Origin of the sequence: Streptomyces sp. NPDC046909 (assembly GCF_040644695.1) — a bacterium.
Classification (GTDB): Bacteria; Actinomycetota; Actinomycetes; order Streptomycetales; family Streptomycetaceae; genus Streptomyces.
The window spans coordinates 311267-330955 of record NZ_JBEYXC010000003.1 but is presented as its reverse complement, the minus strand read 5'-3'; the positions used below and the strand labels follow the sequence as shown (position 1 = coordinate 330955).

Here is a 19689-nt window from a genome sequence, read left to right as displayed (position 1 = left end):
AGCAACAAGGACAGACCGACCATGAAGCTCTCCCTCGTCGAACTGGCCACCGTGACCCCCGGCGGTGACAAACCGCAGGCGCTCCAGGACGCCGTGAACGCCGCCCGTCAGGCGGAGGACCTCGGCTACCACCGCATCTGGTACGCCGAACACCACGACGCCGCCAGCGCCGCGTCCTCAGCGCCGGAGATCCTCATCGCCCTGGCGGCCCACACCACCTCACGCATCCGGGTGGGATCCGGCGCGGTGCTGCTCAACCACTACAGCCCCTACAAGGTCGCCGAGACCTTCCTCCAGCTCGAAGCCCTCACACCGGGCCGCATCGACCTCGGCCTCGGCCGGGCCACGACCGGCCCCGTGGCCGACCTCGCCCTGCGCCGCGACCGCAACACACCGCCCGCCGACGACTTCGAACTCCAAGTCCAAGAGGTACTCGCGCACTTCGACCGCCGCTTCCCGGCCGACCACGCGTTCGCACGCCTGAACCCGACGGCCGGCATCCCCACCCGACCCGAGGTATGGATCCTCGGCTCCTCCGGCACCAGCGCCCTGATGGCCGCGGAACTCGGCCTCGGCTACGCCTTCGCGGGCTTCATCAACCCAGGCGGAGCCACCCGAGCCCTGCTCCGCCACGGCGCGTACGCCGGCCACGGCGGAATTCTGTCCGTGAGCGCCGTGGTGGCCGACACCGATGCCGAGGCACAACGGCTGAACTGGTCCAGAACGGCCCTGATGGCGCGCCTGGCCCGCACCGGCACCGCCGCGCAAGTCCCCACCGTCGACGAGGCCGCGCGAGAACTCACCCAAGCCGAGAAGGACGCGCCCACGGTCATCACCGACGGCCACTGGCCACGCCAGATCGCCGGCAGCCCCTCCACCGTCCGCGATCAGCTCGAACAGATGGTGAAGGCCACCGGCGTCGAGGAAGTAATGATCCAGGACATCATCTCGGACCCCCAAGCCCGGGCGCACTCGCGCGCCCTGCTGGCCCAGGTGCTCGACGTCACCCCCGTCTCACCGGCCAGGTAACCCCAGCTGATACGGCGACAACCGGCCGGACCATTCTCGAAGGGACCGCTTTGCCCACCCCCACCACCTCGTGCTTCACCGATCTCGCGCGGACCCGGCACTCGCCCCGGCAGTTCCTGCCCACTCCGCTGCCCGCCACAGCCATCCGCGGCGTTCTTGAAGACGCGCAGACAGCCCCCTCGAACAGCAACACCCAGCCATGGAACGTCCACATCGTCTCCGGCACGGCACGGGACGCCCTGAGCAATGACCTCCTCACGGCGTACGAGAAAGACCGGACCTCCCCCGACTTCACTTCCGGCTATGGCGAAGGCATCTACCGGGAGCGGTCGCACCAGCACGCGGCCATCGTCTATGGGGCCCGTGGCGTCGAGCGCTCGGACCGTGAGGGCAGAAAGGAAGTCATCCGCGAGAACCTGAGGTTCTACGGAGCCCCACACGTCGCCCTCCTCTTCATGCCGCTGCTCGGCGACGGGGTGCGAACCGCCGGGGACATCGGCATGTACGCCCAGAACTTCCTGCTCTCGCTGACCGCACGCGGATACCACGGCATCCCGCAGGCCGTCCTCGGCGTCTACGCCGACACGGTGCGCAGGTCCCTCGGCGTCCCCGAGGAACTCAAGCTGCTGTTCGGCATCGCCTTCGGCTTCGGCGATCAGAAATCACCCATGCATGACATCGGTATGGGACGCATCCCGCTGCATCAGAGCGTGGTCGTGCACGACACCTCCGGCGTCCTCGACAACCACTAGGCCCAAGAGCGCCCAGGTCAGTTACACGCGGGGCTAGAGCAGGACGATTTCGATGGCGAGGGCGCCGAGGGCTTCTTTCTCGGGCGGGTAGATGGCGCGGATGTCGGCCAGTTGCTCGTCGCGGGTGGCGGTCGGGTTCACGTTGGCCGCCCCTTCGCCATCGAGGAGCGCCGCGAAGTCGACGTACTCAGTGACCCGGCCGACTCTGACCGCGCAGGTCGCATCGGTGCCTTTGATACGGAAGCGGATGATGTCGCCGGCGGCGAGGTCGAAGTACTGGCGGTAGAGGTTGAGTTCGCGGACACGGGTGATGGCGTCGGTCATGGGGCGGGAACGCTCCTGGGGGCTGGGACGGTCATCAGGGCGGGGCAGGAGCGGTAACCGTGTGCGGCGGTAGTGCTCGCCGGCTTGCGGGCCTGTTCGCACCACTGTTGACAGTGGTTGTCCGTTCTTGCGGGCATGTTCTGGGCAAAATGTGGCATCGTCCATGTTGGTGACATACGCTTCTATGTACATCACCAACATGGAGTAGGAGGTGCTCGTGTGTCTGTGACCCAGATCGACATCGATGACGATGCCCTGGAGCGCGCCATGGCTCTGGCCAAGGTCAGGACCAAGAAGGAGGCGGTCAACCTGGCTCTGCACTTCTACGCCGAAACGCAGGAGCGTGCGGCGCGCATCAGCCGTCACTTCGAGCGTGCGCGTGAGTGGGGTGCCGTCGAGGACGCCGAGCGTCTGCACCAGACGGAGAAGCACGGCCGGTGATCTACTTGCTCGACACCTCCGGCTTGGTCCGGCTCCTGCGCGACCCAAAGCTGCAATCGGCCTGGCACGACGCGATCGACGCCGGTGCCATCGCGTCCTGCTACGTGCAGCGAGCCGAGTTCCTGTACAGCGCCCGGAATGGCCGCGAGTACGACGAGATCGCGGAGATGTTCACCGACCTTTATCCCGATGCGGCGGTACCGAAGAACGCGGGGCGTTGGATCAGTGCGGTGCAGCACCGCATGGCCCAGGCGGGGGAGCATCGCAGCGCGTCGGCGGTGGACCTCGTCATCGCCGCCACCGCCGCCCACCACGGCCTGACTGTCCTCCATGACGACGCCGACTACCGTGCCATCGCCCAGCACGCATCCGACCTCACCGAGCACAACATCCACGACGTCGCCTGAGGGGTGCTGTACAGCGGCGGGATCGTTGAAGTCCCGTCCACCGGGCACGAGTTGGGCAACCAGCAGGACTGCGATGTCCGCCCACGCCATCCGGCACGTGTGCAGAGGGACCGGCAGGCTGAGGGCTCGCAGGCGGGACCGACGTGGTTGATGCAGTGAAGCCGCAGGTCAGGGGCACCGTTCGCGGTCAGATCCGGTGAGGCTCCCATGACCGCCGAGAACCCGTGCCCTCCACGTGCCCGATCTTCGTGCGCCCAGCGGCCTGTTCCGGCGGAGAAATCCTCGCCAATACGCAAGCCCCAGGCCACTGACCTGGGGCTTCAAAAAGAGCGGGTGACGAGAATCGAACTCGCACTCTCAGCTTGGGAAGCTGATGTTCTACCACTAAACTACACCCGCGTAAGACGCCGGTCAGGACCGGTGTCGGAACGCTCTGTCACTCTACCTCATGCCAGACCCCCGGCGCCGAAGCCGAGGGGTCTGTGTGCGTTGAAGGGGTGCGATGGGGCTGCGGGGGACCGGAGTTGGGGCGTACGGTGGAGGGGTGGAAGAGGGCCTGGGCGGGGTCGGAGTGCCGCCTGGAGAGCCGTCCCTTCGATCCCGTAATGTGGCATTTGTCGTCCGGCGAGCAGCAGCCGGACGAGGCTCTTGGGGAAGGGACTCCAGAACTTGATGGAGCGCACTGTCGTCCGTTGTGCCGATGGGCACGTGTTCAGCACCGCTTCGTTCCCGATGCAGCAGGCCGAGCGGCTCGGCCCCGGGCGGCTCGTCCGGTGCCCGAAGTGTGCCCGGCTTCGCAGCGTCGTTCCGGTGACCTTGGAGAAGCAGCAAGGGAAGCGGTACGAGAGGTCGTGAAGGAGTAGCACCCCGGCGCGCGGACCGTCCGATTGTGGTCGGTCCGCGCGCCTTGCGTATCCTCGGGGCGTGCTTCTCTCAGACAAGGACATCCGGGCCGAGATCGACGCCGGGCGGGTACGGATCGATCCCTACGACGAATCAATGGTGCAGCCGTCGAGTGTCGACGTGCGCCTCGATCGCTTCTTCCGGGTGTTCGAGAACCACCGCTACCCCCACATCGACCCCTCCATCGAGCAGGCGGACCTCACGCGCCTCGTGGAGCCGGAGGGCGACGAGCCCTTCATCCTCCACCCCGGCGAGTTCGTGCTCGCCTCGACGTACGAGGTCATCACCCTCCCCGACGACCTGGCGTCCCGTCTGGAGGGCAAGTCCTCCCTCGGCCGCCTCGGCCTCGTCACCCACTCCACCGCCGGCTTCATCGACCCCGGCTTCTCCGGTCACGTGACGTTGGAGCTCTCCAACCTCGCCACGCTTCCGATCAAGCTCTGGCCGGGAATGAAGATCGGCCAGCTGTGCCTGTTCCGGCTGTCCTCCCCCGCCGAGTTCCCCTACGGCAGCGAGCGCTACGGCTCCCGCTACCAGGGCCAGCGCGGCCCGACCGCCTCCCGCTCCTTCCTCAACTTCCACCGGACGCAGGTCTGAACGCCATGAGCGACGTACGGGAGAACCTCACCTACGAGCGGTTCGGCACCGCCATCCGCGAACTCGCCCAGACCATCGCGGACGACGGCTACGAGCCCGACATCGTCCTCTCCATCGCGCGCGGCGGCGTCTTCGTCGCGGGCGGCCTGGCGTACGCCCTGGACTGCAAGAACATCCACCTCGTGAACGTCGAGTTCTATACCGGCGTGGGCACCACCCTCGACATGCCCGTCATGCTCGCCCCCGTCCCCAACGCCATCGACTTCTCCTCCAAGAAAGTCCTCATCACCGACGACGTCGCCGACACCGGCAAGACCCTGAAACTGGTCCGCGACTTCTGCCTCGACACCGTCGCCGAGGTACGCAGCGCCGTCATCTACGAGAAGACGCAGTCGCTGGTGAAGTGCGAGTACGTGTGGAAGCGGACCGATGACTGGATCAACTTCCCGTGGTCCGTCGAACCCCCCGTGATCAAACGCGCCGGGCAGGTGCTCGACGCCTGAGCCGTTTCTGATCCGCCGCGGAAGCCTTCCCCAAGAACTGCGTTCAAGAGACGTGGCCCGATCACACCCCCTGCGGATTCGCGGTCCACGCGACGGCCGACTTCATCGCTGCCGGGCAGTGGGGCGGGCGGCGGCGCTCGGGGCCGGCCTGTGCTTTCTGCTCGACAGGCGGAGGCGGTGGTTGGCACCCTGGTGCTCGGTGATGGAGTGGGCCGGGGCGGATGTGCGGGAGCGCGGGGGACAGGGTGGAGTTCGGGGTCTCGTCCAGTGACGGGTTATGGCTCAGCGAGGGTGTGGGGCGGGCGCCGGCCGAGTACTGCGGGAGGTATGTCGTCTGGTCACCGGACGGACGCCTGCTGGCCGTTCCTGACGACCAGCGGACCGTGCGCATCCTGGACACCGAGAGCGATACGGACCTCACGGTTCTGCGGGCCAACGGTACGAACAGTTACGTCAACACCGTGTCCTGGTCCCCGGACGGCTCGCGGCTCGTCGCCGCCTGCGGGCACGACGGTGTCCGGGTGTGGAACCTCGACCGGCCCGGTCCCCCTTGGCATCTGACCGCCCACACACGGTGGGTGGGCCAGGTCGCCTGGTCCCGTTCCTCGGATCTGTTCGCCTCCGGCGCCCAGGACGGTACGGCGATGGTCTGGGACGCACGCGGTGAGGAGCTCATGTGCGAGTTCCCGATCGGCGGATACATCAACGGTCTCGCCTGGTCACCGGACGACGAGGTGCTGGCGGCTGGATCATCGAAGCAGACCGTCACCACCTGGGAGGTCCCTGACGGAGTCTTCGTCAGCTCGGCGCGCGCACCGGACATCGTGACCTGCCTGGCCTGGTCCCCGGACGGCGGAACACTGGTCGCCGGTGCCGGCGAGGAGGCCAGGTGCCTGGCAGTCGACGACGAGGGCTTTCTCCAAGGCGTCGTGAACCTGGAGGGGCATACCGACCACGTTCAGCAGGCCATGTTCTCGGCGGGCGGCAAGCTCCTCGCCACGGCGGCGGATGACCACACCGTCCGGCTCTGGCGCACGGACGACTGGACCACGGTCGCAGTCCTGGAGCTGCCCCACGCCGAGGACGATCCGGATGCCGACCCCGATCGTGACAGCGGCTTCCTGGCCGCTGGGCACTCGAGCGACTGGGGCAACTGGAGCAGAGAAGCAGCCAGACCGGCCCTGGCGTTCCACCCCACCCTCCCGCGCCTCGCCGTCTGGACCAACCAGTCCGGTCTTTCCCTCTGGGACTACGACCTGGACCGTCTCCTCGCCCAGCAGGGGGCCGATGAGTCCGTCCGGTACATGACGGCGAAGGTCGTACTTGTCGGCGACTCGGGGGTCGGGAAGACCGGACTCGGCTGGCGACTGGCCTACGACGAGTTCCGGGAGCACGCCTCGACGCACGGGCAGCAGTTCTGGGTCGTGGACGACATACGGACGCAGCGGACGGACGGTACGGACTGCGAGGCGGTGCTGTGGGATCTCGCCGGGCAGCATGTCTACCGGCCGGTGCACGCGATCTTCCTGGACAACGTCGACCTCGCGCTCGTGCTCTTCGACCCGTCCAACCGGCAGGAGCCGCTGAAGGGCGTGCGGTTCTGGCTGCGGCAGCTGTCCGGCGGGCATCGGCTGCCCCCGGCCGTCCTGGTGGGGGCGCGGGTGGACCGGGGTGCCCCCGCGATCCCCCGGTCCGAATTGGAACAGTTCTGCCAGCGGCACGAGATCAGCGGCGGATACGTCAGCACCAGCGCGGCGACCGGCGCGGGCGTCGCCGAGCTGATGGAGCTGGTGCGGGGCCAGATCCAGTGGGAGCGGATGACCACCACGGTCACGACCGTCACGTTCAAGCGGATCAGGGAGTTCGTCCTGGCGCTGAAGGAACGGCCGGACCCCGCGGGGGTCCTGGTGTTCCCCGCGGATCTGCGCCGACAGCTCCAGTCGACGGACCCCGACTGGGAGTTCAGCGACGCCGAGATGATGACCGCGGTCGGTCATCTGGAGAACCACGGCTATGTGTGCGTGCTGCGGAACTCCCACGGCGCGCAGGCCGTCCTGCTCACCCCCGGGCTGCTGGTCGAGCTGGCCTCGTCGGTCTTCCTCCAGGCCGACAAGCACCCGCAGGAACTCGGCGCGATCAGCGAGGCCGCGCTGCTCGGAGGGGAGCATTGGTTCCCCGAACTGGAGGAGTTGTCACCGGCCGAACGGCAGGTCCTCCTCGACGCCGCGGTGGTCCGGTTCCTGGAGCACAATCTCTGCTTCCGTGACACGCTCGGCGCGGAGATCCTGCTGATCTTCCCGGGGCTGATCAAGCAGAAACGGCCGCTGTTCGACGCCGTGGAGACGGCCGACGACATGACGTACGTCGTCCGCGGCCAGGTGGAGAACGTCTACCCCGCTCTCGTGGTGCTGCTCGGCCACACCCCCACCTTCACCCGGGTCAACTACTGGCAGAACCAGGCCCAGTTCGAGATGGGCAGCGGGCAGATCTGCGGACTCCGGCTCCTCCAGGAACGTGAGGGTGAGATCGAGCTCGTCCTCCATTACAGCGAGGACGTGCCCCCGTACGGCCGGAGCATGTTCCAGGGCCTGTTCGAGAGCTTCCTCTACCAGCGAGACGTGACGGTGACCGTTTTTCCGTCGGTGGTCTGTGCCAACCGGCACAAGCAGGATCGTACGGCGGTGATCCACTCCCTGCGTGACGAGATGCGGACCATGTTCTGCTTCCGATGCGGAGACCGCATCACCCTGCCCGAGATCGAGGGACCGATCGCTTTCGGCGCGGAGGACACCCGGCGCGTCGGGCGGGACCAGGCTGCCGCGCGGCTGCGCAGCGCGTACGAGACGCATCTGGTGCGAGTGAAGAGCTTCCGCGCCGACCGCGCGGTGCCCCGCTGCTACATCAGCCATCTGCCCGAGGACGCGGGGTGGTCGGAGCAGCTGGCCCGTGACCTGCGACAGGCCGGTGTGCTGGTGGTGGCCGACGCCCACGAGGTGCGGGAGGGCGACGTCGTACTCGCGGTCGTCACGCCCGCCTACGGGCACGCTTTCGTCCGGTCGGCGGGCGGGCTGGCCGCCGACGCCGCCCTGATCCGCGCACGCCGCCGGGCCCCCGACGGCCGGACGCCCAACGTCGTACCGCTGTTGCGCGCCGGCACGGTCGAGACGGCCTGCCCGGCGGAGCTGCGCGGACTGGTGGCCGGCGAATTCCTGGACGACACCCGGTATGCCGTCGGACTGTTCGACCTGGTGCTGACGCTGTACGCCATTCCGTTCAACCAGCCGGCGTTCAAAGCGCTGCGGGACGCGCTGCGGCTGGAATGGGTACGACAGGAGGCGGACCGCGCGGTGCTGACGGGGCCGGCGGCCGAGCACACCGCGGACGTCTACCTGTCGTACTCCTGGAGTGAGGAGAGCAACGCCCTCGCCGACGAACTGGACGCCGCTTTCCAGGCGCGGGGCGTCACCTTGGTGCGGGACCGGCGGGATGCCGGATTCAAGGCGTCCATCAGCCGGTTCATGGAGCGGATCGGGCGGGGCAAGTGCGTGGTCCTGGTGATCAGCGACGCCTATCTGAAGTCGCAGAGCTGTCTGTTCGAGCTGCTGAAGGTCGCCGCGCACGGGGAGTTCCGGGACCGGGTGTTCCCGGTGGTGCTCCCCGACGCGCGGATCCAGCGGCCGCAGGACCGTGTCGCCTACGTGCGGTACTGGGAGGAGCAGATACGGGAGCTGGACGAGGCGCTCAAGTCCGTGTCGGCGGCCCATCTGCACGGTTTCCGGGAGGACATGGACCTCTACACGGAGATCCGTGCCCAGCTTCCGCGGCTCGCCGACGTCCTGCGGGACATGAACGCGCTGACCCCCGACCAGCATCGCGCGGCCGGCTTCTCCGTGATCTTCGAGGCGGTGATGGCCCGCCTCGAATCCTGACTGCGCCGCGGCTAGAACGTGCCCAGCTTCACGATCGACAGCAACGCGATCAGCTGGATCGCCGACGCCCCCAGCGCCTTGGGCCACGGCAGGTCGTGGGACTTGGAGACCATCAGGGTCAGCAGGGCGCCCGCGGCCACCCAGGTCGCCCAGCCCAGGCCCTGGACGAAGGTCGCGTCGCCGCCGAAGAACATGGCGAAGACCAGGCGGGGGGCGTCCGTCAGGGACATGATCAGCATCGACAGGCCGACCGTGGGCTGCCAGGCGCCGTCGCCGCCGAGCTGGCGGGCCAGGGTGTGGGTGACCACGCCCAGGATGAAGGACGAGATCACCATCGCGACGGCGGTCGTCAGGACGATCGGGACCGCGTTCGAGAGGGTCGCGTTGATCGCGTCCTTCCGCGCGCCGTCGAAGCCGAAGACCGCCAGCAGGCCGTAGAGGAAGGTGACGATGAGGGCGGGGCCCCACATCGTGTAGTCGCGCATCTGGAGGAAGGTCTGGTTGGGGGACGTGACGATGCCCCTCAGCAGGTCCTTCCAGTGGAGGCGGGGGCCTACCGGGCCCGACGGGGGCGGGGGCTGGGTCGAGCCCGCGCGGTAGGTGCCGCCCTGGTTGTAGGGGTCCTCGCCCACCTGGAAGGCCTGGGTGTGGCCCGGGTGGTTCGCCGCGTACGGGTCATGGCCCTGGCCTGCGCCCTGCTGGGGGCCGTATCCGCCGTCGCCGAAGTACTCCGGCTCGTCGTAGCCGCCGGCCCGGGGGGTGCCGCCGTACTGCTGCTGTCCCGGGTACGGCTGCTGCGGCGCGGGGTAGCCGCCGTACGACGGTCCCTGCGGGGCCTGCTGCCCGTACGGAGGTTGTTGCGGTCGCGTGTGAGGAGCGCCGTTGTCCCGGCCGCGTCCGATCCTGAATCCAGCCACGCCTTCGAACGTACCTGGTCCTGGAGATCGGCGTGCCGGGCCCGGTGGTCCGGGCCCGGCTTTGCTGCCGAGCTGTGACATCCCCTAAGGATTTCCCTTAAGGGGGTTCTACTGAGTTCTACTGGAGCATTCCGCTGATCAGGCCGTCGCCCTGCACCGACGTGACCCCTGTCGTCGTCACGCCCTTCACCGTGCCCGGCAGGCGCAGTGAGCCCACGGTGCCCGTCACGAAGAGGTCGGCCTTGCCGTCGCGGTCGGTGTCGCGCAGGCGGACCGTGGCGCCGAAGTAGTCGTCCGCCTCCAACGCGCCCGGGATTCCGGCCGAGTTGCGGGCGAAGGTCTGCGAGCCCGTCCCGGTCAGGCCCGACGCGCGGCCGTAGAGGACGTGGACGATGCCCGCGTACTCCTTGCCGTTGACGGTCTCGCCGTACGCCCCGACCGCGAGGTCCTTGTAGCCGTCGCCGTTGACATCGCCGGCCGAGACGCTGTCGCCGAAGTAGTCGTACGCCTCCGCGGTGTTCGCGATGCCGCTGGTGTTCTGGGTGATGCGGGCGGACGTCGACGGGCCGGACCTGGCGCCGTACCAGACGGAGACGCGGCCCTTGTAGCCGCCGTACAGGGACGTGCCGATGGCGATGTCGCCGTAGCCGTCCTTGTCGAAGTCGGCGATGACGCCGTCGCCGCCGCGGTCGGTGCTGCCGCCGTTGCCCGACTGGGACTCCAGGCGCAGGGTCTTGCCGGAGGAGAGGGTGGTGCCGCCCTTGACGAACCAGGCCTCCGACCAGATCTCCTCGGGGGTGACTCCGTCGCCGATCAGGACGAGGTCGGTCTTGCCGTCGCCGTTCACACTGCCGGCGATCACAGCGGTGGAGGAGAACGAGGTCTTGTCGAGGGTGGAGACCGTGCCGTGGACGCCGGTGCGGTTGATGACGCCGCGGTAGACGTACGTCTTGCCGTACGCCACGACCGCCAGGTCCTTCTTGCCGTCGCCGTTGAAGTCGCCGACGGCCAGGTCCGAGCCCATGCGGGCGTACGAGGTCTTCGCCTTGGCCGGGACGGCCGTACCGCCCGACAGGCCGCTCGCGCTGCCCCACAGGACGGTGACCGCGCCCTGGTCCGTGCGGCCGTCGACGTTCTCGCCGGGCGCGGAGACGGCGAGGTCGGCATAGCCGTCGGCGTTGAAGTCTGCGGCGGCGCGGTCGGTGCCGAAGCCGTCGTCGGTCTCGTCGGCGCCGGGGACGCCGGAGCTGGACTGGCTGATGAACTGGGTCTTGGTGCCGGGGCCGGCCGCCGTGCCGAAGGTGATCAGGACACCGCCGCCCTTGGTGTCCGCGTTCCAGGCGGCGGCGTAGTCGCGGTAGCCGTCGCCGTTGAAGTCGTCCGCGTACTTGGCGGCCGCCGCCGACGCGGGCGTCGTGCCGGCGAGGGTGAGCAGACCGCCCGTGAGCGTGGCCGCCACGGCCGTCGCGAGGGTGGTTCGCATGAGATGCATTTCCGGGTGCTCCAGGGAGGGGGGACAGAGGTCAGTCGAGGAAGCCGCCGCCGTATTCGGGCAGGTGGAGCGAGCCGGTCGTCGTCGGGGTCGTGGTGGTGCCCGGGAGGAGGAGGCCGTCGCCTGCCGCGCCCACCGTGAGGTCGGCCTTGCCGTCGCGGGTGAGGTCGCGGAGGCGGACCGCGGCGCCGAAGGAGGTGGAGGAGTCGGCGGGGCCGAGGACCGTCGCGGGGATCCAGGTGGAGCGGGTGCCGGTCAGGCCGCCGGAGCCGCCGCGGAAGAGGTGGACGCCGCCCTGGTCCTCCTTGCCGTCGACGTCCTCGTGCGGGACGCCGACCGCGAGGTCCGCGTAGCCGTCGCCGTTGGTGTCGGCGGCCGAGACAGAGTAGCCGAAGTTGTCGTCCGCCTGCGGGCTGCCGGTGACGCCGGAGGAGGCCTGGTTGTACGTCATCGAGCCGCTCGGGCCGGACGAGGTGCCGCGCCAGACGCTGACGATGCCCTTGCCGTCGTTGTTGTCGGGCAGGCCCACCGCGATGTCGCCGTAGCCGTTCCTGTCGAAGTCGCCGATCACCGCGTTCGTGGGGGCGCTGCGGTACGTCTTCGAAGCGCCCGAGGTCAGGCCGCCCGTGGAGCCCTTGAGGAACCAGATGCGCGGGACCGGCTTGTTGTCGATGAACTGGTCGCCGAGGATCACCAGGTCGGTCTTGCCGTCGCCGTTGACCTTGCCGGCCGCGAGGCCGGAGGAGTACCAGCCCTGGTCCTTCTTGTCGATCTTGCTGACGCGGCCCGTGGTGCCGGACTTGGTGAAGCCGCCGCGGTACAGCCAGGTCTCGTCGCCGCCGATGACCGCCAGGTCGGGGGAGCCGTCGCCGTTGAAGTCGCCGGTGGCGAGGTCGCGGCCGAAGTAGCGGCCGGCGCCGGACTTCGGGGCGAGGTTGGTGCCGCCGGAGAGGCCGGACCGGGAGCCCCAGACGATGGTGACCGTGCCGCGGTGGACCGCGCTGCCGACCTTCTCCATGGAGTTGCCGACGACCAGGTCCGCGTAGCCGTCCTTGTTGAGGTCGGCGCTCGCGAGGGAGTCGCCGAACATGTCGTCGTCCTCGCCGGTGCCGGGCACGCCCGGGCTGTCCTGGTGGACGACCTGGGTGTGCGAGGTGTCCAGGCCGCTCGCGTTGCCGTACACGACGGTGACGGCGCCGCCCGTCCAGCCGCCGGGGCCCGAGACGCCACTGGAGTAGTTGCCGTACGCCAGGTCGCGGTAGCCGTCGCCGTTGAAGTCGTCGTAGTGCTTGGCGACGGCGGCGGAGGCCGGGGCGGCGAGGAACAGCGGGGTGAGGCCGGTCGCCAGCAGGGTGGTGGTCAGGGCTGCGGCGGTGCTTCTGCGCACGGTGGGCTCCTGGGACAGTCGGTCGGTGATCAGGAGACCTCTGCCGATCGGCAAGGGTTGTACGGGAGTTCGGATCGTGCGCTTGCCCACCGACGAAAAGGGTGTCAGGGGGTCAAGGGGTCAGGAACGCGGACGTCGAGAAGGTGAGCGTGGGCTTCGCGCTCACCACGCCCTTCTTCTCGCCGGCGTACACGGCCACCGTGTCCTTCGTCTCGCCCCGGTACGTGCGCACCACGAGGTCCGCGCGGCCGTCGCCGTCGAAGTCGGCCACGGTCAGGACGCGGGTGGTGCCCACGGCGGGCGGGGCGACGGTGATCATGCCGGACGCGGACAGGCCCGCCGTACGGCCTCGGAAGATCTTCAGGCGGGAGCCGCTGGAGACGAGGTCGTCGCGGCCGTCGCCGTCGAAGTCCCCGGTGTCGAGCATGGAGCCGGGGGAGGAGAGGGTGGCGCGGGTGGGGGTGGGGAGGTCGTAGCGCAGGGCGGTGCCGTTCATCGCGCCGACCGCCGCGTCCAGCGCCTTGCCCTCGCCGAAGCGGCCGAGGGCGGTGTCGATGCCGGCCGGGAGGACGGTGCCGGTGCGGGTGGGTCCGTCGGGGCCGCCGAGGACGAGCGCGGAGCGGGCGGTGCCTTCGGCGGTACGGACGATCAGGTCGTCGTACCCGTCCAGGTTTACGTCGACGGCGGGCGCCGTCGGGACCTCGCCGGGGGCCTCGATGGGGGCGCCGGCGGCGTGCGCGGCGCCCTTGCGGGTGAACGGGCCGCGCAAATACGTGAGTTGGGAGCCGGAGGCGTGCAGGACGAGGTCGGCGGCCTTGTCGCCGTCGAAGTCCCCGCACACCGGCTGGTCCGGCCAGTCGTTGCCGGCGCGGGCGCGTCCCGGGACGGTGAGCTTGACCGCCTTGCCGGTCAGGCCGGCCGGGGAGCCGAAGAGGATCTGCAACGGCACAGGGGGCTGGCCCTGGCCGTCGAAGGGCGGGTCCGTCGACACCACCAGGTCGGTGAAGCCGTCGCCGTCCAGGTCGCAGGTCGCCTCCGCTTCGAAGACGGCGGGGAGTTGGCCCCGGGTGGCGGCCGCCTGCTTCGCCGGGCTGAGCAACTGCCGTGCCCCGGACATGAGTCCGCGCGCGCCGCCGTAGACGATGCCGATACCGGCGTCGTCCGCGTGCGCCTGCGCCTTCACCAGGTCGTCGAGTACGAGGTCACGGTGGCCGTCACCGTTGAAGTCGTCGTCCACCTCGCTGCCCTCGCCGCGCGGGACCGGGAGCTTCGCGGGCGCGTCCGCGGCGTGCACGGACGGGGAGTGGTCCGCGCTCCCGGCGTCGTGCTGGGTGGGGCCGCAGTCGGCGAGGAGGAGGACGCCGCAGAGGAACGCCGTGACCGACCCGGCTCTTCGCACACGCACCGCACACCTCGTCAGCATCATCGACAACGAACCCCGGTAATGATGCACGCGTTCGACGGTGGGGTTAAGGGGGAGGGCGGGGAGATGGCCGAACTGGGGGCGGGGAGATGGCCGGGCAAGGGATGGGGGCTGGTACGGGGATGGGCGGGGAGCTTTGAGTGACGTGCGGTGGTGCATGACCGAGAATGCGCGGAAGTCGGAACCCCGGGGTGCGGTGGCCCCCGTCGTCGTACGGCTGGCTCAGTACACGAAGGCCGACCTGGACGAGATCTCCGGCGGGGCCCGAGATCCTTTCGAGGTCGCCGAGTTCGGGGTGCGGTCGCGGGACAAGGATGTGCACTTCGGGGTTCTGCGGCAGGGGCGGCTCGTGGCGCATGCCGGGCTGGTGGAGGTGGCGGTCAGCGTCGGGGACAGGTCGTTGCGGGTGGCGGGGCTCGGTGGGGTGATCGTCGCGCCCGGGATGCGGGGGCACGGGCTGGCGCGGGCGGTCGTGGGGGCCGCCGTCGCCCATGCGCGGGGTACGGAGGCGGAGTTCGGGATCCTGTTCTGTCTGCCGGACCGGGTGCCGTTGTACGAGAGGCTGGGGTGGCGGGTGCTGGACGGGGGGATGCGGGTCGAGCAGCCCGGCGGGGTGATCGACCATCCGCTGCACACCCTGTGGATACCGCTGGGCGAGGACGACGAAGCCGTATGGCCGGACGGGCCCGCGCGGCTGTGGTCGTTGCCGATGTAGTCACGTCATCGGAAGCCCCCCACCAGGTGCGGGCGTCAGCGGGTTTCGCGTACCTCGCGGTGGATCTCCCACGCGTCCGCGACCGGGCCCAGGTGGGCGAGTTTGTCGGGGTTGATGACGGTGCGGATCGTTTCGATGCGGCCGTCGAGGAACTCGAGGACCATGGCGTGGAGGACCTTGCCGTCGCGGTCGCGGAAGATCGCGCCCGGTGCGCCGTTGACCTCGTGGGGCTCGAAGGTGATGGCGGCGCGGGCCATGCGGGGGAAGACGGCGGCCAGGAGGCGGGCCACGTTCTCCGCGCCGACGACGGACCTGGCCAGCTGCGGGGCCTTGCCGCCGCCGTCGCCGACCAGGGAGGCCTCGGCGGCGAGCAGGTCCTGGAGGCCGAGGACGTCGCCCTCGCGGAGGGCGTCGAAGAACCGTGCGGCCAGTTCCTCGCGTTCCTTGCGGTCGGCCTCGAAGCGGGGGCGGCCCTCGGTCATATGGCGCCGGGCCCGTACCGCCAGCTGTCGGCACGCGGCCTCCGAGCGGCCCACGGCCTCCGCGACCTCGGGGAAGCCGAAGTCGAACACCTCGCGGAGGACGAAGACGGCCCGTTCCAGGGGGCTGAGGCGCTCCAGGAGCAGCAGGGCCGCCATCGAGACGGAGTCCGCGAGTTCCGCCGCCCGTTCCGGGTCCTCGTAGGGGTCGTCGAGGAGCGGCTCGGGGAACCACGGGCCCACGTACGCCTCGCGGCGGACCCGGGCCGAGCGGAGGACGTTGATCGAGACGCGGGTGACCGCGGTGGAGAGGTAGGCCTTGACCGATCGTGGCTCGGTCGTCGAGGCCTCGTAGCGCAGCCAGGTCTCCTGGACCGCGTCCTCGGCCTCGCTCACGCTGCCCAGGATCCGGTAGGCGATCGAGAACAGGAGCGGTCGCAGCTCCTCGAACTCCTCGGTCCTGGTCATGCCTGTTCCCCCTCGGCCGCAGATGTTCTCCCACCCTGCCTCGTCAGCCGGTGAAGGACTCGGGGCCGAACCGGCCCCACGCGATGAACACCGCGAGTACGAGGTAGACCGCGTTCAGCACCGCGAACTTGGCTTCGCCGAGCCGACCGTGGGTGATCATCGCACCGACCATCAGCAGGATCCAGCAGATTGCGGTGACCGGTACCAGCGCGGGTGCGATGTCGGTCACGGCGGGGAGGATCAGGCCTGCCGCGGCCAGCAGTTCGACCACCCCGAGGGTCCGGAGGAAACCGGGGCCCACATGGGCCGTCCACTCCCCGCCGGGGGCCACGGCGAGCTTCTCCCGGGGCAGGAACGTCTTGGTGATGCCGCCGGCCAGGGCGACCGCGGCGAGCAGTGCGGCACCGATCCACAGGGCGAGATTCATAGTCGACTCCTTGTGTGTTGCGTGTAGTTGCGTGTCGTTGTGGGTTGCGCGTCCTTGCGCGTTGCCTGCCTTCGCCCTCTACGACAAGTCGGCGACCGCGCCTGTGACATCGCCCCGATTCATTGACAGCGAGCCCGGCGATAGTGCATCTGTTCGATCATGGAGAAGCGGGGGAAGGACGGCGCGCCCGTACGCGCCGGACTGGTCTGGACGGTGCGGCTGGGCGCGTCGGCGGGGTGGGTGTCGACCGCGGTGGCCTGTGTGTGGCTGCTCGGGGCGACCGCGATGGTGCGGCCGTGGGTCCAGCCGTTCGTGTGGGGTGCCGTGGCCGTGGGGTGCGCGGTGGTGCGGCTCGTGGCGCTGTGGCGGTTGCGGGGCGCGGTGCCGGACGACGAGTTCTCCGACGAGTTCTGGGTCAAGGGGCGCACCGGGCTGCTCTGGCTGCTCGTCGCGTTCGTCAGTGGCGCGATGTTCGTCGCCCTGCTGACCTCCTCCAACTCGGGCGAGAAGCTCGACTCGCTGCGCGAGGCGGGGGCCGAGGTCAGTACCGCGACGGTCGTGGAACGCGGGTCGGTGCGGGAGGAGTTGAGCGACGACGTCGTCAAGGGGTACGCCTCCCGGCTCGTCGTCTCGGTGCCGGTGCCCGGCGGGGCCGAACGGCTCACCGTGCGCGGCGCCTACACGTACGAGAAGCCGGGCAAGGGGACCGAGGTCGATGTGCTGTGGGCCCGGTCGGATCCCGGCCTGGGCGGTTACGTCAACGAGACCAAGGATCTGGACACCCTCGCCGTGAATCGGTGGAAGGCCTTCCAAGACGACGAGTTGGGCAACGCGGCTCTCTTCAGCTTCGTCCTCGTCATGTTCGTCTGGCTGTTCTTGGGAGCCGTGTTCACGTTCTCGCCCGACCACGGCGAGGTCCAGAAGCTGGCCTGGTCGGCGCCGTTCCAGACCGTGCGCACCGCCCTGACGGCGGCGATGTTCTGGGGCTGGGCCCCGATTCTGCTGGGACATGAGCCGAATGTGCCGCAGATGCTGTGCGCGGCGGGCGGCTTCGTCCTCGTCCCGCTGACGTACCTCGGCACGTCGATCCGCGGCTTCAACTGAGCGACGACGACGCCCCCTGCCGAGGGATCGGACAGGGGGCGTCGGGACTGCCGTACGAACTGCCGTAAGAACTTCCGTAGGGACTGCCGTAGGAACTACTTCACCGGCTCCGGCTCCGGCTCGCTCTCCGTCTCGGCTGTGTCCTCGGGGTCCACCGGGGTCTTGACGGACTCCAGCAGGAGCTGGGCGACGTCGACGACGGTGATGGACTCCTTGGCCTTGCCCTCGTTCTTCTTGCCGTTGACCGAGTCGGTCAGCATGACGAGGCAGAACGGGCAGGCGGTGGAGACGATGTCCGGGTTGAGGGAGAGAGCCTCGTCCACGCGCTCGTTGTTGATGCGCTTGCCGATCCGCTCCTCCATCCACATCCGCGCGCCGCCGGCGCCGCAGCAGAAGCCGCGCTCCTTGTGGCGGTGCATCTCCTGCTGGCGCAGGCCCGGGACGGCCGACATGATCTCGCGCGGGGGCGTGTAGATCTTGTTGTGGCGGCCCAGGTAGCAGGGGTCGTGGTAGGTGATGAGACCGTCGACCGGGGTGACCGGCAGCAGCTTGCCCTCGTCGATGAGGTGCTGGAGCAGCTGGGTGTGGTGGATGGTCTCGTAGTCGCCGCCGAGCTGCGGGTACTCGTTGCCGATGGTGTTGAGGCAGTGCGGGCAGGTGGCGACGATCTTCTTGGCCGACCGCGGTTTCTTGGACTCGGGCGTCACATTGCCGTCGTCGTCCATCTCCTCGCCGAACGCCATGTTCAGCGCGGCCACGTTCTCCATGCCGAGTTCCTGGAACAGCGGCTCGTTGCCGAGGCGGCGGGCGGAGTCACCGGTGCACTTCTCGTCGCCGCCCATGATGGCGAACTTGACCCCGGCGATGTGAAGCAGCTCCGCGAAGGCCTTGGTCGTCTTCTTCGCGCGGTCCTCCAGGGAGCCCGCGCAGCCGACCCAGTACAGGTACTCGACCTCGGAGAGGTCCTCGATGTCCTTGCCGACGACGGGCACCTCGAAGTCGAGCTCCTTGAGCCACTCAAGGCGCTGCTTCTTGGCGAGGCCCCAGGGGTTGCCCTTCTTCTCCAGGTTCTTGAGCATCGTGCCCGCCTCGGAGGGGAAGGCGCTCTCGATCATGACCTGGTAGCGGCGCATGTCGACGATGTGGTCGACGTGCTCGATGTCGACGGGGCACTGCTCGACACAGGCGCCGCAGGTGGTGCAGGACCACAGGACGTCGGGGTCGATGACGCCGTTCTCCTCGGCGGTGCCGATGAGGGGCCGCTCGGCCTCGGCGAGAGCGGCGGCGGGTACGTCCTTGAGCTGCTCCTCGGACGCCTTCTCCTCGCCCTCCATGGTCTTGCCGCCACCCGCGAGCAGGTAGGGCGCCTTGGCGTGGGCGTGGTCCCGGAGGGACATGATCAGCAGCTTGGGAGACAGCGGCTTGCCGGTGTTCCAGGCGGGGCACTGCGACTGGCAGCGGCCGCACTCGGTGCACGTCGAGAAGTCGAGCAGGCCCTTCCAGGAGAACTGCTCGACCTGGCTGACACCGAAGACGTCGTCCTCGCCGGGGTCGGTGAAGTCGATCGGCTTGCCGCCGGAGGTCATCGGCAGCAGCGCGCCGAGGGAGGTGGCGCCGTCGGCGTTGCGCTTGAACCAGATGTTCGGGAAGCCCAGGAAGCGGTGCCAGGCGACACCCATGTCGGTCTTGAGGGCGACCGTGATCATCCAGATGAAGGAGGCCGCGATCTTCAGGCCGGCGAAGAAGTAGGTGAGCGTCTGGAGGGTGGAGAGGTCCACGTTCTCCAGCGCGTGCACCACCGGGTACGAGATGAAGAAGGAGGCCTCGTAGCCGTCCACGTGGTGCTGGGCGCCCTCAAGGGCGTGCAGCATGAAGATGCAGACGCCGACGATGAGGATGATCGTCTCGACGAAGTACGCCTGACCGGTGTTGGAGCCCGCGAACCGGGACTTGCGGCCCGCGCCGCCCGGACGGTTGAGCTGCCGGATGACGATCAGGGTCACGATGCCGACGATCGTGAGGGTGCCGATGAGCTCGATGAAGAGGTTGTACGGCGCCCAGTCACCGATGATCGGCAGCAGCCAGTCGGCCTGGAACAGCTGGCCGACGGCGTTCACGATCGTCAGGAGCAGCGTGTAGAAGCCGATCGCCACGAACCAGTGCGCGATGCCGACGACGCCCCAGCGGTTCATCCTCGTGTGGCCGAGGAACTCCTTGACCACGGTGATGGTGCGCAGGACGGGGTCGTTGGTCCTGGCCCCCGCGGGGAGGGGCTGGCCGAGCATCATGAAGCGGACGATCTGCACGATGGCCCGGCCGAACAGGGCGACGCCGACCGTCATGGTGACCATCGACACGATGATCGCGGCGAGTTGCATTTGGGGGCTCCTCG

At 69.1% G+C, this 19689-nt stretch carries 18 protein-coding genes and 1 tRNA gene; 10 read left to right on the top strand and 9 right to left on the bottom strand.

The features are described from left to right. The first annotated feature begins 21 nt into the window (after positions 1–21). Both ABZ928_RS10215 and ABZ928_RS10210 read left to right on the top strand, forming a co-directional pair. Complete coding sequence (locus ABZ928_RS10215) at positions 22–1029, top strand: MsnO8 family LLM class oxidoreductase (RefSeq protein WP_361516675.1); 1008 nt, start codon at positions 22–24, stop codon at positions 1027–1029. 50 nt (positions 1030–1079) lie between these two features. Continuing rightward, positions 1080–1781 (top strand): nitroreductase, encoded by a 702-nt coding sequence (locus tag ABZ928_RS10210; RefSeq protein WP_361516674.1) that lies wholly within the window; start codon positions 1080–1082, stop codon positions 1779–1781. 33 nt (positions 1782–1814) lie between these two features. On the opposite strand, the gene ABZ928_RS10205 is transcribed toward ABZ928_RS10210, so the two are convergent. Further along, entirely contained in the window at positions 1815–2105 is a 291-nt protein-coding gene (locus ABZ928_RS10205; protein WP_361516672.1) for an RNA-binding protein, read from the bottom strand. Between the two features lie 219 nt (positions 2106–2324). On the opposite strand from ABZ928_RS10205, the gene ABZ928_RS10200 reads away from it, so the two are divergent. Both ABZ928_RS10200 and ABZ928_RS10195 read left to right on the top strand, forming a co-directional pair. Next, positions 2325–2546: a type II toxin-antitoxin system VapB family antitoxin gene (locus tag ABZ928_RS10200; RefSeq protein WP_361516670.1), complete on the top strand. Its 222-nt coding sequence runs from the start codon at positions 2325–2327 to the stop codon at positions 2544–2546. Continuing rightward, complete coding sequence (locus tag ABZ928_RS10195; protein WP_361516668.1) at positions 2543–2953, top strand: PIN domain-containing protein; 411 nt, start codon at positions 2543–2545, stop codon at positions 2951–2953. Before ABZ928_RS10200 ends, ABZ928_RS10195 begins: the two co-directional genes overlap by 4 nt. A gap of 328 nt (positions 2954–3281) precedes the next feature. On the opposite strand, the gene ABZ928_RS10190 is transcribed toward ABZ928_RS10195, so the two are convergent. Continuing rightward, positions 3282–3352: transfer RNA gene (locus tag ABZ928_RS10190), tRNA-Gly, on the bottom strand. 273 nt (positions 3353–3625) lie between these two features. Here ABZ928_RS10190 and ABZ928_RS10185 point away from each other — a divergent pair. The 4 genes from ABZ928_RS10185 (at position 3626) to ABZ928_RS10170 (ending at position 8885) form a co-directional block, all read left to right on the top strand. Continuing rightward, the gene (locus tag ABZ928_RS10185; RefSeq protein WP_361516667.1) at positions 3626–3808 is read left to right on the top strand and encodes a hypothetical protein; all 183 of its coding nucleotides are present in this window, start codon (positions 3626–3628) and stop codon (positions 3806–3808) included. A gap of 69 nt (positions 3809–3877) precedes the next feature. Further along, positions 3878–4453 (top strand): dCTP deaminase, encoded by a 576-nt coding sequence (gene dcd, locus ABZ928_RS10180; protein WP_361516665.1) that lies wholly within the window; start codon positions 3878–3880, stop codon positions 4451–4453. Positions 4454–4458: 5 nt separating this feature from the next. Further along, positions 4459–4956, top strand: coding sequence for a phosphoribosyltransferase (locus ABZ928_RS10175; protein WP_361516663.1), 498 nt, complete (start codon positions 4459–4461; stop codon positions 4954–4956). A 245-nt stretch (positions 4957–5201) separates the two neighbouring features. Further along, complete coding sequence (locus ABZ928_RS10170) at positions 5202–8885, top strand: TIR domain-containing protein (RefSeq protein ID WP_361516661.1); 3684 nt, start codon at positions 5202–5204, stop codon at positions 8883–8885. A gap of 11 nt (positions 8886–8896) precedes the next feature. On the opposite strand, the gene ABZ928_RS10165 is transcribed toward ABZ928_RS10170, so the two are convergent. The 4 genes from ABZ928_RS10165 to ABZ928_RS10150 all read right to left on the bottom strand — a co-directional run bounded on the left by ABZ928_RS10165 (position 8897) and on the right by ABZ928_RS10150 (position 14086). Further along, positions 8897–9883 (bottom strand): Yip1 family protein, encoded by a 987-nt coding sequence (locus ABZ928_RS10165; RefSeq protein ID WP_361516659.1) that lies wholly within the window; start codon positions 9881–9883, stop codon positions 8897–8899. A gap of 37 nt (positions 9884–9920) precedes the next feature. Further along, positions 9921–11285: an FG-GAP-like repeat-containing protein gene (locus ABZ928_RS10160; protein ID WP_361517622.1), complete on the bottom strand. Its 1365-nt coding sequence runs from the start codon at positions 11283–11285 to the stop codon at positions 9921–9923. Positions 11286–11325: 40 nt separating this feature from the next. Then, positions 11326–12681, bottom strand: a complete 1356-nt coding sequence (locus ABZ928_RS10155; RefSeq protein WP_361516657.1) for an FG-GAP and VCBS repeat-containing protein — start codon at positions 12679–12681, stop codon at positions 11326–11328. A 112-nt stretch (positions 12682–12793) separates the two neighbouring features. Continuing rightward, a complete protein-coding gene (locus ABZ928_RS10150; protein ID WP_361516656.1) occupies positions 12794–14086 on the bottom strand; it encodes a VCBS repeat-containing protein in 1293 nt (430 codons plus the stop codon). Between the two features lie 175 nt (positions 14087–14261). Here ABZ928_RS10150 and ABZ928_RS10145 point away from each other — a divergent pair, with 175 nt between their 5' ends. Next, the gene (locus ABZ928_RS10145; protein WP_361516654.1) at positions 14262–14819 is read left to right on the top strand and encodes a GNAT family N-acetyltransferase; all 558 of its coding nucleotides are present in this window, start codon (positions 14262–14264) and stop codon (positions 14817–14819) included. 35 nt (positions 14820–14854) lie between these two features. Here ABZ928_RS10145 and ABZ928_RS10140 read toward each other — a convergent pair whose 3' ends face one another. Both ABZ928_RS10140 and ABZ928_RS10135 read right to left on the bottom strand, forming a co-directional pair. Further along, complete coding sequence (locus tag ABZ928_RS10140; RefSeq protein WP_361516653.1) at positions 14855–15766, bottom strand: RNA polymerase sigma-70 factor; 912 nt, start codon at positions 15764–15766, stop codon at positions 14855–14857. A 43-nt stretch (positions 15767–15809) separates the two neighbouring features. After that, positions 15810–16193, bottom strand: coding sequence for a DoxX family protein (locus ABZ928_RS10135; RefSeq protein ID WP_361516651.1), 384 nt, complete (start codon positions 16191–16193; stop codon positions 15810–15812). Between the two features lie 159 nt (positions 16194–16352). Here ABZ928_RS10135 and ABZ928_RS10130 point away from each other — a divergent pair, with 159 nt between their 5' ends. Next, positions 16353–17297, top strand: a complete 945-nt coding sequence (locus tag ABZ928_RS10130) for a hypothetical protein (RefSeq protein ID WP_361516650.1) — start codon at positions 16353–16355, stop codon at positions 17295–17297. A gap of 95 nt (positions 17298–17392) precedes the next feature. Here the strand turns inward: ABZ928_RS10130 and ABZ928_RS10125 are convergent, their stop codons facing one another. After that, a complete protein-coding gene (locus tag ABZ928_RS10125; RefSeq protein WP_361516648.1) occupies positions 17393–19675 on the bottom strand; it encodes a (Fe-S)-binding protein in 2283 nt (760 codons plus the stop codon). Positions 19676–19689 lie beyond the last annotated feature (14 nt).

What these genes read in the sequence shown, in the direction of transcription:
- ABZ928_RS10215 (WP_361516675.1), top strand. Translation starts at nt 22, where the DNA reads ATGAAGCTCTCCCTCGTCGAACTGGCCACCGTGACCCCCGGCGGTGAC.
- ABZ928_RS10205 (WP_361516672.1), bottom strand. Translation starts at nt 2,105, where the DNA reads ATGACCGACGCCATCACCCGTGTCCGCGAACTCAACCTCTACCGCCAG.
- ABZ928_RS10185 (WP_361516667.1), top strand. Translation starts at nt 3,626, where the DNA reads ATGGAGCGCACTGTCGTCCGTTGTGCCGATGGGCACGTGTTCAGCACC.
- ABZ928_RS10175 (WP_361516663.1), top strand. Translation starts at nt 4,459, where the DNA reads ATGAGCGACGTACGGGAGAACCTCACCTACGAGCGGTTCGGCACCGCC.
- ABZ928_RS10165 (WP_361516659.1), bottom strand. Translation starts at nt 9,883, where the DNA reads ATGTCACAGCTCGGCAGCAAAGCCGGGCCCGGACCACCGGGCCCGGCA.
- ABZ928_RS10160 (WP_361517622.1), bottom strand. Translation starts at nt 11,285, where the DNA reads ATGCGAACCACCCTCGCGACGGCCGTGGCGGCCACGCTCACGGGCGGT.
- ABZ928_RS10145 (WP_361516654.1), top strand. Translation starts at nt 14,262, where the DNA reads ATGACCGAGAATGCGCGGAAGTCGGAACCCCGGGGTGCGGTGGCCCCC.
- ABZ928_RS10140 (WP_361516653.1), bottom strand. Translation starts at nt 15,766, where the DNA reads ATGACCAGGACCGAGGAGTTCGAGGAGCTGCGACCGCTCCTGTTCTCG.
- ABZ928_RS10135 (WP_361516651.1), bottom strand. Translation starts at nt 16,193, where the DNA reads ATGAATCTCGCCCTGTGGATCGGTGCCGCACTGCTCGCCGCGGTCGCC.
- ABZ928_RS10130 (WP_361516650.1), top strand. Translation starts at nt 16,353, where the DNA reads ATGGAGAAGCGGGGGAAGGACGGCGCGCCCGTACGCGCCGGACTGGTC.
- ABZ928_RS10125 (WP_361516648.1), bottom strand. Translation starts at nt 19,675, where the DNA reads ATGCAACTCGCCGCGATCATCGTGTCGATGGTCACCATGACGGTCGGC.